Annotated in this window: 11 protein-coding genes and 3 pseudogenes; 8 read left to right on the forward strand and 6 right to left on the reverse strand. The window is 77.0% G+C overall.

What is annotated here, in order from left to right:
* Positions 1 to 162 precede the first annotated feature (162 nt).
* From ABEB13_RS35960 to ABEB13_RS35970, 3 genes are all read left to right on the forward strand, one after another.
* Entirely contained in the window at positions 163 to 1,941 is a 1,779-nt protein-coding gene (locus tag ABEB13_RS35960) for a serine/threonine protein kinase (protein WP_345708856.1), read from the forward strand.
* 172 nt (positions 1,942 to 2,113) lie between these two features.
* The gene (locus tag ABEB13_RS35965; protein WP_345708857.1) at positions 2,114 to 2,812 is read left to right on the forward strand and encodes a hypothetical protein; all 699 of its coding nucleotides are present in this window, start codon (positions 2,114 to 2,116) and stop codon (positions 2,810 to 2,812) included.
* On the forward strand, positions 2,809 to 3,465 hold the full coding sequence (locus tag ABEB13_RS35970) for a hypothetical protein (protein WP_345708858.1): 657 nt from the start codon (positions 2,809 to 2,811) through the stop codon (positions 3,463 to 3,465). The genes ABEB13_RS35965 and ABEB13_RS35970 overlap by 4 nt, the downstream gene beginning before the upstream one ends.
* A 104-nt stretch (positions 3,466 to 3,569) precedes the next feature.
* On the opposite strand, the gene ku is transcribed toward ABEB13_RS35970, so the two are convergent.
* Positions 3,570 to 4,565 (reverse strand): non-homologous end joining protein Ku, encoded by a 996-nt coding sequence (ku, locus tag ABEB13_RS35975; protein ID WP_345708859.1) that lies wholly within the window; start codon positions 4,563 to 4,565, stop codon positions 3,570 to 3,572.
* A 32-nt stretch (positions 4,566 to 4,597) separates the two neighbouring features.
* Here ku and ligD point away from each other — a divergent pair, with 32 nt between their 5' ends.
* A complete protein-coding gene (ligD, locus tag ABEB13_RS35980; protein WP_345708860.1) occupies positions 4,598 to 5,671 on the forward strand; it encodes a non-homologous end-joining DNA ligase in 1,074 nt (357 codons plus the stop codon).
* Between the two features lie 149 nt (positions 5,672 to 5,820).
* Here the strand turns inward: ligD and ABEB13_RS35985 are convergent, their stop codons facing one another.
* On the reverse strand, positions 5,821 to 6,039 hold the full coding sequence (locus ABEB13_RS35985) for a hypothetical protein (protein WP_345708861.1): 219 nt from the start codon (positions 6,037 to 6,039) through the stop codon (positions 5,821 to 5,823).
* Here ABEB13_RS35985 and ABEB13_RS35990 point away from each other — a divergent pair.
* On the forward strand, positions 6,038 to 6,781 hold the full coding sequence (locus ABEB13_RS35990; RefSeq protein ID WP_345708862.1) for an SMI1/KNR4 family protein: 744 nt from the start codon (positions 6,038 to 6,040) through the stop codon (positions 6,779 to 6,781). The genes ABEB13_RS35985 and ABEB13_RS35990 overlap by 2 nt on opposite strands.
* A gap of 31 nt (positions 6,782 to 6,812) precedes the next feature.
* On the opposite strand, the gene ABEB13_RS35995 is transcribed toward ABEB13_RS35990, so the two are convergent.
* The 3 genes and pseudogenes from ABEB13_RS35995 to ABEB13_RS36005 all read right to left on the reverse strand — a co-directional run.
* Positions 6,813 to 7,466, reverse strand: a complete 654-nt coding sequence (locus tag ABEB13_RS35995; protein WP_345708863.1) for a class I SAM-dependent methyltransferase — start codon at positions 7,464 to 7,466, stop codon at positions 6,813 to 6,815.
* The gene (locus ABEB13_RS36000; protein ID WP_345709945.1) at positions 7,463 to 8,143 is read right to left on the reverse strand and encodes a TIGR04282 family arsenosugar biosynthesis glycosyltransferase; all 681 of its coding nucleotides are present in this window, start codon (positions 8,141 to 8,143) and stop codon (positions 7,463 to 7,465) included. The genes ABEB13_RS35995 and ABEB13_RS36000 overlap by 4 nt, the downstream gene beginning before the upstream one ends.
* Positions 8,117 to 8,704: pseudogene (locus tag ABEB13_RS36005) on the reverse strand (glycosyltransferase family 2 protein); the annotation flags it as partial. The gene ABEB13_RS36000 and the pseudogene ABEB13_RS36005, both read right to left, overlap by 27 nt.
* A gap of 284 nt (positions 8,705 to 8,988) precedes the next feature.
* Here ABEB13_RS36005 and ABEB13_RS36010 point away from each other — a divergent pair.
* Entirely contained in the window at positions 8,989 to 9,681 is a 693-nt protein-coding gene (locus ABEB13_RS36010; RefSeq protein WP_380232617.1) for a response regulator transcription factor, read from the forward strand.
* Positions 9,678 to 10,829: pseudogene (locus ABEB13_RS36015) on the forward strand (sensor histidine kinase); the annotation flags it as partial. The gene ABEB13_RS36010 and the pseudogene ABEB13_RS36015, both read left to right, overlap by 4 nt.
* Positions 10,830 to 11,453: 624 nt before the next feature.
* On the opposite strand, the pseudogene ABEB13_RS36020 reads toward ABEB13_RS36015, so the two are convergent.
* Positions 11,454 to 12,508: pseudogene (locus ABEB13_RS36020) on the reverse strand (NAD-dependent epimerase/dehydratase family protein).
* A gap of 151 nt (positions 12,509 to 12,659) precedes the next feature.
* Here ABEB13_RS36020 and ABEB13_RS36025 point away from each other — a divergent pair.
* Positions 12,660 to 12,854 carry a hypothetical protein gene (locus tag ABEB13_RS36025; RefSeq protein WP_345708865.1) on the forward strand — a complete coding sequence of 65 codons (195 nt, stop codon included), beginning with the start codon at positions 12,660 to 12,662 and terminating at the stop codon, positions 12,852 to 12,854.
* Positions 12,855 to 12,887 lie beyond the last annotated feature (33 nt).

Here is a 12,887-nt window from a genome sequence, read left to right on the forward strand (position 1 = left end):
CCTACGGCGCCCGCCGCCCGCCGCGCCGGGGCGCCCCGGCGCCTGCACTCCGGGGACCGGTGCGTGCCGCCTCCGCCGGTGCGGATAGGTTTCTGACCGATCATCCGATCGAGCGACCGGCCGGAGGGCCGTGCTCGGCACGCTGACGGAGAGGGGCAGACCGTGGAGGGTCAGGTGCTCGGCGGGCGCTACGAGATGGGGGAGCGGCTTGGCGCACCCGGTCGCCGCGCGGTGTGGACGGCGTACGACCGGCAGGACGGGCGGACGGTGGCCGTCCAGGTCCTGGTCGGGGCGGTGCCCGCGCCCGAGGAGCTCGACCGGGCGGCGGAGCGGGTCCGGGCCGCCGCCGAAGGCGTCGACGACACCCATCTGGTGGTCGTCCGCGACCTCGGCCCGGTCGACGGCGGTCTGTTCCTGGTGACCGACCACGTCGCCGGGCGCGGTCTGGACGAAGTCCTGGCCGCCGAGGGCACCCCGGCGCCGGCCCTCGCCGTGGACCGGGCGCGGCAGGTCTGCGCCGGGCTGGCCGCCGCGCAGGCCGCCGGCCTGGTGCACGGCGACCTGAAGCCCGCGAACCTGCTGGTCACCGCCGACGGCACGGTGAAGCTCCTGGGTCTCGGTGTCGCCGGCCTGCGTCCTGCCCCCGGGCAGGACGGCGCGGGCGGCGGGGACACCGCGCTCGGCAGTGTGCCGTGGATGGCGCCCGAGCTGGTCCGCGGCGGCGAGCCGGCCGACCACCGCAGCGACCTCTACGCGGTCGGCTGCCTGCTCTACCAACTCCTCACCGGCACCACCCCGTTCGGCCATCGCGAGGTGACCCTCCAGTTCGGGGCGCACTTGCGGGAGACCCCGGTGCCGCCGAGCCGGCACCGGCCCGGGCTGCCCGCGGGCCTGGACACGCTGGTGCTGGGCCTGCTGGCGAAGGACCCGGCGGAGCGGCCGCAGAGCGCGGCAGAGGTCGCCGCGCAGCTCGGCGGGCTGGCCGCGGAGGCCGCCGCCGTCGCAGGGCCGGGCGCCGGCGGATTCCCGACCGGGGCCGCCGTGGTCGCGGTGGCCCCGGCAGCCCCGGTGGCGATCGAGCCGGTCGCGATCTGGTCCGCCGCGGACCTCGTCGGCAGCCACCCGGAGGAGCGTCGCCCCGGCCGGCGACGGGCCGCGCTGGTCGCCGGGGCCACCGCGCTCGCGGTGGCGCTGGTGGCCGGTGTGGTCTGGGCCGCCGCCGGCCGGCCCGCCGGGACGGTCGGGGCCGCCGGCCCGGCGGCCGCCACCGGTGCCGCCCCGGCGGGCGCCGCCGACCCGGGCACGGACCCGGCGGACGCCGGCCTGACGTCGGGTTCGGCCTCCGCCGCCCAGGCCGGGAGCGGCACACCCGGCGGCAGCGCCTCGGCGGCGGCGTCCGGCTCCGCGACGGCTCCGGGGGCGAGCACCGCACCGGCGGCCACCACCGGTCCGCAGCCCGCGCCCGGCGTCACCACCGCGCCGGGCGCCACCACCCCGGCCGGCGCGCCCGGCACCGCGCCCGCCAAGCCGCCGGCCTCGCCCGCGACAGGGGCCGCGGCGTACGGGTGCACCGGCGGCCTGATCGACAGCTACCCGGTCGCCACCGGCACCGGCATCGTCCTCGGCTACTACTACCTCTTCTTCGACCGCACCAACGGCACCAACTGCGCGGCCACCATCAAGACCTCGAACAGCGGCTACGGCACGGCCTCCGCCGTCTCGGCCTCGATCAGCCGGTGCACCCAGACGGCGCCCGCCGCGTCCTGCACCAAGGTGGCCGGGACGACCGCCACCGACTCGGGCAGCTACAAGATGTACGCCGGGCCCGTCAAGGTCGGCGCGGTGGCGGTCTGCATCACCGGCTACGGCAGCATCACCTGGGGCGGGATGACCGCCACCACCGCGAAGGCCCTCGGCAACCGGGCCGTCCACTGCGCCTGACCGGCCGTCCGATCAGCCCGGCCCGCGGACGGCGGGCCGGGCTGCTCACGGAGGCCGTACGCCGTACGGACGCCGTACGCCGCACGGAGGTCGTACGCGTGCGCCTTACGGAATTCGTACGCCGCCACGGCGTGGCGGCCGTGGGGCGGCCCGCGGTGGCAGGGTGGCGGGCGTGCCCAGATCCGTCGCCCCGCCCGCTCCCGCCGCCCGGCCTGCCGCCGGTCCCGTCCGCGGGCTTCCCGCCGCCGGTGCCTTCGCCGCCCTTGTCGCCCTGGTGGCCGCCCTCGCCGGCACCGTCACCGGCGGCGGCACCCTCGGCGACCCGCGCCCGCTGTACGGCTGGTACCTCACCGACCTGGTGCTGTTCGCGCTCGCGGTGGCGCTGCTGCGGCACGTTCCGGCGCGGCACCGGGCCGCCCTCGTGCTGGCCGGATCGGTGGCCGTCGCCGGCATCGGCCTGCTGGCGCCCCCGCGGACCAGCGACGACGCCTACCGCTACGTCTGGGACGGCCGGGTGCAGGCCGCCGGGATCTCGCCCTACCGCTACGCGCCCGACGACCCCGCGCTGGCCGGGCTGCGGGCCGGCTCGCCCGACCTTTTCCCGCCGGCCGGGCGCTGCGCCGGCTGGGACGAGCGCCGTACCGCCGCCGGCGCGTGCAGCAGGCTCAACCGGCCGGCCGTGCCCACCATCTACCCCCGGTCGCGCAGGGCTGGTTCCGCGGCCTGGCGGCCGTCGGCGGCGGCGTCCGGGCAGCCCAGGCGGGCGGCGCCCTGCTCGCCGTCGCGACCACCCTCCTGCTGCTCACCCGCCGGCGGCCGGCCCGCGCGGCGCTCTGGGGCTGGTTCCCCGGGATCACCGTCTGGGCGGTGAACGACGCGCACGTCGACACCCTCGGCGCGCTGCTGATGACGGCCGGGCTGCTGGTCGCCGCCGCCCGGCCCGCGACCGGACGGCGCCGCGCCGCCTCCGGCGCGCTGCTGGGCGCCGCCACCGCCGTCAAACTGCTGCCCGCGCTGGCGCTGCCCGGCGCCCTCTCCGGCGTGCTGGCCCGGCGCCCCCGGGCCCGCGACCTGACCCTGCCCGGTGCCGCCGTGGCCGTCTTCCTGCTGGTGTACCTGCCGTACGTCCTCGGCTCCGGCACCGCCGTGCTGGGCTACCTGCCGGGCTATCTGCACGAGGAGGGCTACGAGCGCGGCGAGGTCGCCCGCTTCGGGCTGCTGCGCCTGGTGCTGCCGGGCGCCGCCGCCCCGTTCGGCGCCGCGCTGCTGCTGCTCGCCGTCGTGCTCCATGTGCTGCGCCGGGGGATCCGGACCGGCCGTGGCGGGGCGCGCTGCTGGTCACCGGGACGGCGCTGCTGCTGGCCGCGCCCGGCTACCCCTGGTACGCGCTGCTGGTGGTGGCGCTGGTGGGGCTCGACGGCCGCTGGGAGTGGCTGGCCGTCCCGGCGGCCGGCCAGGCGCTCTACCTGCTCGGCGGCGCCCACCAGCGGGCGTGCTACGCGACCGCCGCGGCGGTGGTGCTGACCGGTCTGCTGTTCCGGCGACTGCTGGCCGACAGGGCCGCCCCGGAGGAGGGTTGACGGGGCGCCGGTGCGCCCCGGCCGCGCCCGGGGACCGGCCCGCCGGGCTCAGGAGGCCTTGCGGGAGGCCGACTTCCTGGCCGCTGTCTTCTTCGCCGGGGTCCCGGCGGTGGCGGTCTTCTTGGCCGCCGCCTTCTTGGCCGGGGCCTTCCGGGCGGTCTTCTTCGCCGCCGGAGCCGGAGCCGGCTCCCGGCCCTCCTCCGGCTCCGCGTCCTGCCCCTCGTCCGCGGCCGGGGCGGCCGCCTTCCCCGCGTGGCCGGTCCGCGCGGCCTTCACGCTGCTGCGCAGCACCGACATCAGGTCGATCACGTTGTCGTCGTCCGCGGCGGCCGGGGCCTCCTCGCCGTGCGGGACTTCGACGCCCGCGAGCTTGGCGTCGATCACCCCCTGCAGGGCGGCCTGGTACTCGTCGTGCAGCGCTGACAGCTCGAAGTCCTCGGACAGCGTGTCCATCAGCGAGCGGGCCATCTTGAGCTCCTGGGGGCGCACCGTGACCGACTCGTCGGGGGCGATCCCCTCCGCCGAACGGACCTCGTCCGGCCACAGGCAGGTCTGGAGCACCAGCGCGTCCCCGTGCACCCGCAGCACCGCCAGCGACTCCCTCGTCCGCATCGCCACCTTGGTCACCGCGATCTGCCCGCTGTCCACCAGCGCGTCCCGCAGCAGCACGTACGGCTTCGCGGGCGCCTTGTCGGCGGTGGCCACGTAGTACGCCTTGGAGTACATCAGCGGGTCGATCGCGTCCGCCGGGAGGAACGCCAGCACATCGATGATCTTCTTGCTGGGCAGCGGGAGCTGGGCCAGGTCGTCGTCGTCCAGGACGACGCGCCGGCCGTCCGGGCTCTCGTACCCCTTGGCCACCTCGCTGTAGGGCACCTCGACGCCCTCCGTCTCGCAGAAGCGCTTCTGGCGGATGCGCGAGCCGTCCTTCACGTGCACCTGGTGCAGCGCCGGGCCGCTGTGCTCCTCGGTGGCGGCGTACAGCTGCACGGGCACGCTGACCAGCCCGAACGTGATGACGCCTTTCCAGGTGACCTGTGGCATGACCTGTCCCTTTCATGGGGATTTACCACGGTATGCCGGAGCGACAGGTCACGGAAGTCGAGGGCCGCCGCCTGGTCCTCTCCCACCTCGACAAGGTCCTGTGGCCGGCCACCGGGTGGACGAAGGGCGAGGCGCTGTACTACTACGCCCAGGCGGCCCCGGCCATGCTGCCGCACCTCCGGCGCCGGCCCGCGACGCTGCTGCGCTTCCCCTCCGGCGTGGGGGAGGAGGGCTTCTTCGCCAAGAACCCGCCGCCGGGTCTGCCCGACTGGGTGCGCACCATGGTGGTCGACAGCCACGAGGGCCCGAAGGAACGGGTCACCGTCGACGACCTCGCCACTCTGATGGCCCTCGCCAACGGCTACGCCCTGGAACTGCACGTCCCCCAGTGGAGCGCGGACACCGGCGCCGGTGCGCACGACCGGCTCGTCATCGACCTCGACCCCGGCCCGGGCGCCGACATCACCCTCTGCTGCCGGGTCGCGCTGCTGATCCGCGAGGAGCTCGCCGCCGACGGTCTGACCGCCCACCCCAAGACCTCGGGCAGCAAAGGGCTCCACCTCTACGCCGCGCTGCGTCCCGCCGACGCCTCCGCGGTGGTCGGCTACGCCCGTGCCCTCGCCGAGCGCCTTGCGGCCGCCCACCCGGGGCAGGTGGTGCACCGGATGGCGAAGAACCTGCGACGCGGCAAGGTGTTCGTCGACTGGTCGCAGAACAGCACCGCCAAGACCACGGCGGCGCCCTACACCCTCAGGGCGACCGCCGTCCCGGGCGTCTCCACGCCGCTGAGCTGGGCGGAGGTCGAGAGCTGCGGCTCACCCGCCGAGCTGGCCTTCACCCCCGAACAGGTCCTCGCCCGGATCGCCGAGCACGGTGACCTTCTCGCGCCCCTCCTCGCCGGGGCGGGGAGCTGCCCGGCTGACCCGTCGGCCGCCGCACCCGGCGTGCCGTCCGAACAGGTCGGATGCGCCGCCCGGGCCGGACGCGCCGCCTCCCGGGCCGCCGCGACCTCGTCACGACGGACCTGGAGACGGCGGTTGCCGAGCCACGGGCCCCACCAGTCGGGTGCCCCCGGGGCCGGGGAGGCGGCCGGCTGGTCCGGATGAAGCCCCAGCCGCCGCAGAGCGTCGGACCGCACCCGTACCGTCCGGTGGGAGCGCCACTGCCCGTCGGGGTCGGGGCGCCGGGTGCAGTGCAGGTCGATCCGCACCTCCTCCGCCCGGAACGGACTCCAGTCCATCCCGCGGTCCCGCAGTCAAACGGCGAACACCAGCCAAGCGCGGGGCAGTTCGGGTGACTCGGTGAGGTGGTAGAGAGAAGTCCAGTCGTCGTCCATGCGGCCGATCCTGCCGGACGGGTGCCCGCGCCCGCCACCGGGTTCGGCCGGGCCGCCCGCGCGATGGGCGGTCCGCCGCAGCGTCACCGCGCCCTGCGCGAACGGGCGTTGCCGACGGACCGGTAGGCTCGGCAGCATGACACAAGGGTTCGACCTCGTCGAGGGACTCGCCGCCGGCCTGGAGGACCGCGCCGCCGCCTGGTGGTTCGTCCAGGACTTCGCCCGCCACTGGGTCCAGCCGCTCGCCGACGGCGACGGCTGGGACGAGACGGACCTGGCGGCCGCCGAGGAACGGCTCGGGCTGCGGCTCCCGGCGGCGCTCCGCGAGGCGTACACGCTGTTCGGCCGGCGCCCCGATTTGACCTGCAACCACGACGTCCTGCACGCGCCCGCAGACCTGCACCTGGACGGGGCCGGCGAGGCGCTGGTGATCCGTCACGAGAACCAGGGCGCCTGCGTCTGGGGGATCCCGCTCGCCGAACTCCACCGCCCCGACCCGGCGGTGGCGATCCGCCCGGACCTCGCCGACAAGCAGGCCGAGCGGTGGGAGCCCTGGCTCGACCGGCTCTCGGTGGCGCTCGTGGAGCTCGTCCTGTCGGAGTCGCTGCACGCCCCCGAGGGCCGCTGCGCATTCCTCGACGCGCTGGACGAGGACGGCCTGGCCGCCCTGGAGCGCCACTACGACGGCCTGCCCTTCCCCGACTACCCGCTCGCCGGGCCGCCGGACGACACCAGCCGCTGGTACGCCGGGGACGAGGTGGTGCTGCGGGTGGACGGCGGCTCGACCCTCCTGGCGCGGGCCCGCACCCCGCAGGGGCTGGAGCGGCTGCGCGAGCGGATCCCCGGCGACTGGCTCGACGACGGCACGCCCTGGTCCTGACCCGGTCGGGCCGTCCGGTCGGGCCGCCTGGTCAGCACCTGGTCAGTGCCAGGAAGCGCCGCCCGTGCGAGGACCAGCGGTCCGTCTCGGCGAGACCCGCCGCGGCGGCGCGGCGGGCCGCCGCCGGGGCACCCAGCCGGGCCCAGGCGAACTCCGGCCCGCAGCGGCCGTCCGGCCCCTCGACCCGCACGGTGAGCCGCTCGTCGACGTCCCGCGGCTCCACCTCCACGAACAGCGTCCCGCCGGGGGCCAGCAGTTGGGCGCTGCGGCGGAGCAGCACGTCGGGGTCGCCGCCGATCCCGAGGTTCCCGTCGGCGAGCAGCGCGGTGCCCCAGCGGCCCTCCCCGGGCACGCGGTCGAAGACCGAGCGGCAGAGTGCCGCCCCGCCGAGCCGGGCGGTGCGGGCGACCGCGTCCCGGGTCACGTCGACACCCAGGGCGGGTACGCCGAGTGCCAGCAGTTCGGTCACCAGCCGGCCGGGCCCGCAGCCGATGTCGAGCACCGGCCGCCCGGCCAGCAGGCAGCGCCGCAGCAGCCCGAGGTCGGCGCCGCCGGGCGGTGCGCACCACCGGTCCACCTCCAGCTCGACCCGACCGCCGTCCGAGCGGCGCAGCCAGAGCGGGCCGGTGCCCGTGCGCATCGCCTCCGCGAACGGGTCGTCCACCCAGGGCACGGTCAGCGTCAACGGACCGCTCCGACCCGGGTGCCGAGCGATCGCCAGCAGTCGGCGAACCGCCCGTCGGGGGCCAGCGCGGCCACCTCGGCCGCGTCCTGCGCGGTGTCCACGTCCCGCAGCACCGGCAGCCGCTCCACCGTCATCCCGGCCGCCGCCATCCGCTCGGCCAGCGCCCCGCCCGTCCGCGCGGTCGACATCGGCAGCCCGAGCAGCAGCCGCCGGGCCGTCTCCGCGGTCGGCCGGGCCAGCCCGAGCGCCCAGAACCCGCCATCGGCCGCCGGCCCGAACCAGGCGTCGACGCCCGGCCGCCGGGCCGCCGAGAGCGGCTCGGCCAGCGTCCGGGCGGCGAGCTGCGGGGTGTCCATGCCGACGAGCAGGGCGGGGGCACCGGGCGGGGCCGCGGCGAACGCCGCCGCCAGTCGGGCGTCCAGCCCACCCGCGACCTGCGGCACCACCTCCCAGCCGGCCGGCAGCCACCGCCCGGGCGCCCCGTCGAGCACCAGCAGCCGCCGCCCCGCGGGCACCGAGTCCAGCGTCGCCAGGGTGTCGCCGAGCGCGGCGGCCGCCAGGTCGGCGGCCTGCTCCGGTGTGTACGGCGGGGTCAGCCGGGTCTTCACCCGGCCGGGCAGCGGCTCCTTCGCGATCACCAGCAGGGTCGGCGGCGGGGCGGCCAGCACCGCGCGCATGTCCCGGACGGCCTGCCGCACCCCGCGCACGGTGCCGGTCACCTTGGACCGGCCCGCCCGCGGCCGGTAGTCCACCGGGACCTCGGCGATCCGCAGCCCGGCCGCGTCCGCGGCCAGCACCATCTCCAGCGGGTACCCGGAGCGCCGGTCGCCGAGCCCCAGCGCCAGCAGCCGGTCGCGGCGGGCGGCCCGCATCGGCCCGAGGTCGTGCAGCGGGGCTCCCGTCCGGGCCCGCAGCCGACGGGCCAGCTCCGCGTTGGCGAGCCGTGCGTGCAGCGGCCAGGCGCCGCGGGCGGTGGGGCGCCGGCGCCCGAGCACCAGGTCGGCGTCCCCGGCCCGCACCGGGTCGACCACCCGGGGCAGCTGGCGGGGGTCGAGCGAGGCGTCGCAGTCCAGGAAGCAGACGATCTCGGCGTCGGCCGCGAGCAGCCCGGCGTGGCAGGCGGCGCCGAAGCCCCGGCGGGGCTCGGCGACCACAGTGGCGCCCAGCGAACGGGCGAGCGCGGCCGAGCCGTCGGTGGAGCCGTTGTCCACCACGATCGCCCGCCAGCCGGCCGGCATCCGGTCCAGCACCCAGGGCAGGGCCTCGGCCTCGTCGAGACACGGCAGCACCACGTCGACCGCCGCGGGAAGGGCAGGAGAGGGATTGGTCACGCCGACGACGCTACCCACACCGCCGGGCCGCCCGGCCGCACCGCGGCCTTACGGAAGTCGTACGGCGCAGTGCCGCACCCGGCCGCGGGCCGGCACCTTACGGAAGTCGTACGGCGGCCCGGCACGGACACGCGACGGCCGCCGGGTTTCCTATCCTCGGGGGTGTGACCCAGACTCCACCCTCCGGCCGGATCCTCGTGGTCGACGACGATCCGACCGTCGCCGAGGTCGTGACCGGCTACCTCCAGCGGGCCGGCTACCAGGTCGACCGGGCCGCCGACGGCCACCAGGCGCTGGCCGGCGCCGCTGCCGTCCGGCCCGACCTGGTCGTCCTCGACCTCATGCTGCCCGGGCTCGACGGCCTGGAGGTGTGCCGCCGGCTGCGCGCCACCGAGCACGGCGCCGACCTGCCGGTGGTGATGCTCACCGCGAAGGGCGACGAGGCGGACCGCATCCTCGGCCTGGAGCTCGGCGCGGACGACTACGTCACCAAGCCGTTCAGCCCGCGCGAGCTCGTGCTGCGCATCCAGTCGGTGCTGCGCCGGGCCAAGGCGGTCGCGGGAGCGCCGGGCCTGCTCGCGGCGGGCGACCTCACGCTCGACCCCCAGGCCCGCCGTGCCAGCCGTAGCGGGCGTGAACTTGCCCTGACCCTGCGGGAGTTCGATCTTCTCGCGTTCCTGCTGCGGCACCCCGGGACGGCGTTCGGCCGGGAGGAGCTGATGCAGCGGGTCTGGGGCTGGGACTTCGGGGACCTCTCGACCGTCACCGTCCACGTCCGCCGGCTCCGCGAGAAGATCGAGGACGACCCGGCCGCGCCGCGCCTGATCAGCACCGTCTGGGGCGTCGGTTACCGCTTCGACCCCGTGGGGAGCCCCGCCTCGTGAAGGACCTGCTGCTGATCGCCCTCTTCGCCGCCCTCGGGGCGGGCGCTGCGGGCCTGCTCGGCTGGCCGCTGGTGCGGATGCTGCGCCGCCGCTCGGTCGCGCTGTCCCTGCTGTGCGTCGCCGCGGTGACGGTGCTGGCGATGACCGCCGGCACGGTGGCGGTGGCCCAGGCGATGTTCCTGTCCGACCACGACCTCGGTGTGGTGATCACGGTGACCTGCATGGCCGCCGTGGTCTCGCTGATCACCGCCGCCCTGCTCGGCCGGCAGGTGGTGGCCGGCAGCCGGGCGCTGGCGGTGGCGGCCCGGACGGTCGGCAGCGACGCCGGCTTCGCCGCCCCGGCGCAGCCGCTGGGCACCGAACTCGCCGCGCTCAGCGCCGAACTGGCCGCCACCAGCGCCCGGCTCGCCGAGTCCCGGCAGCGCGAGCAGGCGCTGGAGCACTCCCGCCGGGAGCTGATCGCCTGGATCTCGCACGACCTGCGGACGCCACTGGCGGGCCTGCGGGCGATGGCGGAGGCGCTGGAGGACGGCGTCGCCGAGGACCCCGGCCGCTATCTGACGCAGATGCGCGCCGAGGTGGACCGGCTCACCGGCATGGTCGACGACCTGTTCGAGCTGTCCCGGATCCAGGCCGGTGCGCTCACCCTCTCGCCGTCCCGGGTGTCGGTGTACGACCTGGTGGGGGACGCGATCGCGGGCGCCTCGCCGCTGGCCCGCGAGCGCGGGGTGCGCCTGGAAGGCGGCCGGGTGGCGTCCGAACCGGTCGACGTCGACGGCCGGGAGATCACCCGGGTGCTGGCGAACCTGCTGGTCAACGCGATCCGCTGCACGCCCGAGGACGGCGTCGTGGCGGTCGCGGCCCGGCGCGAGGCGGACGAGGTGCTGGTCTCGGTCACGGACGGCTGCGGCGGCATCCCGGAGCCCGACCTGCCGCGGGTGTTCGAGACCGGCTGGCGCGGCGGTGCGGCCCGTACCCCGCGGGTCGCCGGCGCCCGGGCGGCGGCGGGCCCGCACCACGGCGACACCGGCGCCGGGCTCGGCCTCGCCATCGTCCGCGGCATCGTGGAGGCGCACGCCGGGCGGGCGACGGTCCGCAACGTGGCGGGCGGCTGCTGCTTCGAGATCGCGCTGCCGGCCGGGGTGGCGGTGGGGGCTGACCGCCCACCGCCGACCCGGCCGGTGCGCGGGTCAGCTCGCGGCCGCGACCGTGAGCACCAGCTTCTTCGCGTCCGCGCTGGCCGCCGGCACCGAACCGATGTCGGAGAGCGCGGTGACCACCACGGCCGGGACGTCGGGGAGCCAGTTGTACGTCTTCGACTGCACGACCACCGTCTGGGTGTGCAGCAGGCCGTCGCAGACGATGGTGGACGGTGCCACCCGGGTGCTGCCGAACGAGACCGCCGCCGCGTCCTCCGGATCGGTCTGCTCGACCGACACGTTGAGCGAGGTCTCACCGGCCGGGACGTCGCACAGATAGGTCACGTCGACGCGGGCCCGGCTCGGGACCTTGGCGTCGATGAGGGCGTTGTCGATGCCGATCAGGGTGGCCGCCGCCGCGGGCGAGGCCAGTACGAGCGGGGCGGCCGCGGCCATCGACGCGGCGGTGACCGCCAGCAGCGCGCGGCGCAGGGGGCTTGCATACGTCCTCCTCAAAGGGGTGGGTAGGTCCGACTATCGGACGACCGCGCCCCGGTCCGCGCGGCGTACCGTGCGGACCACCGCCACCTGGGCGAACACCGTTCCCCGGTCGGCGGTGCGCCCGCGCGGCCCTCATCCCCGCAGCGGCGCGGCCGCGAACTCCGCCATCCCCGCCTCGAACGGCACCGCGGGCCGCCACGCCAGCTCGGCGCGCAGCCGGGCGGAGTCCGCGGTCACGTGCCGCACGTCGCCCAGCCGGTACTCCCCGGTCACCCGCGGGGCCGGACCGCCGTACGCCCGGGCCAGCGCCCGGGCCATCGCGCCGACCGTGCGGACCTCGCCGCTGCCCACGTTGTAGGCCCGGGCGGTGCCCGCCGGCCGGCCGCCGACCGAGGCGAGGGCCGCGGCGTTGGCCCGGGCCACGTCCGCGACGTGCACGAAGTCGCGGCGCTGCCCGCCGTCCTCGAACACCCGCGGGGCCTCCCCGCGGGCCAGTGCCGAGCGGAACAGCGACGCGACCCCCGCGTACGGGGTGTCGCGCGGCATCCCGGGGCCGTACACGTTGTGGTAACGGAGCGTCATCACCCGGCCGCCGCAGGCCCGCGCCCAGGCCGACGCCAGGTGCTCCTGGGCGAGCTTGCTCGCCGCGTACACGTTCCGCGGGTCGGCCGGCGCGTCCTCGCCGACCATTTCCGGCGCCAGCGCCGCGCCGCAGCGCGGGCACGGCGGCTCGAAGCGGCCCGCGTCCAGGTCGGCGACCAGCCGCGGCCCGGGCGCCACGGTGCCGTGCAGAGGGCACCGGTACCGCCCCTCGCCGTAGACCACCATCGACCCGGCGAGCACCAGATCGCGCACCCCGGCCCGGGCCATCGCGGCCAGCAGCACGGCGGTGCCCAGGTCGTTGCAGCCCACGTAGTCGGGTGCGTCGTCGAAGTCCAGGCCGAGGCCCACCATCGCCGCCTGGTGGCAGACCGCGTCGACCCCGCGCAGGGCGCGCTCCACCACCGCCGCGTCCCGGACGTCCCCCGCTCGAAGACCACCCCGTCCGGGTACCGCGGCGCGATCCCGCCGGGGTGCACGGCAGGCAGCAGGGCGTCCAGCACCCTGACGCCGTGCCCCTCGCGGGCCAACTGCCGTGCCACGGCCGACCCGATGAACCCGGCACCCCCGGTGAGCAGAATCTCCATGCCGCCGACGCTAGTGCGCCCGGAGGCCGGCGCGGCCCGCGCGCGGCCGACCGTCAGTGGTCCGTAAGAACCGCGGGACGGGCCGTCCGGCCGTCCCCGGCCCGACCTGAGAGGATGATCGCTCCTGTACGGACGGGAACGGGGTGGGGAAATGATCGGTGCGGTACTGCTCGGAGTCCTGACGGTCGTCGTCGGCGGGTGCGTCTGCGTGGTGTGGGCGGAGCGCGGCGGTCCCCGCTGGGCGCGCGTCGTGGCGACGGCGACCCTCGCGGCGGGCAGCCTGGTGCGCCACGCCCACCGCAACCGCCGCCGGGGCCTGGACCGGAGTGGCGGCGACGACGCGTAGGCGGCCACTGCCGCGGCGGCTACCGCCCCCGCC

The organism is Kitasatospora paranensis (assembly GCF_039544005.1).
Lineage (GTDB): Bacteria > Actinomycetota > Actinomycetes > Streptomycetales > Streptomycetaceae > Kitasatospora > Kitasatospora paranensis.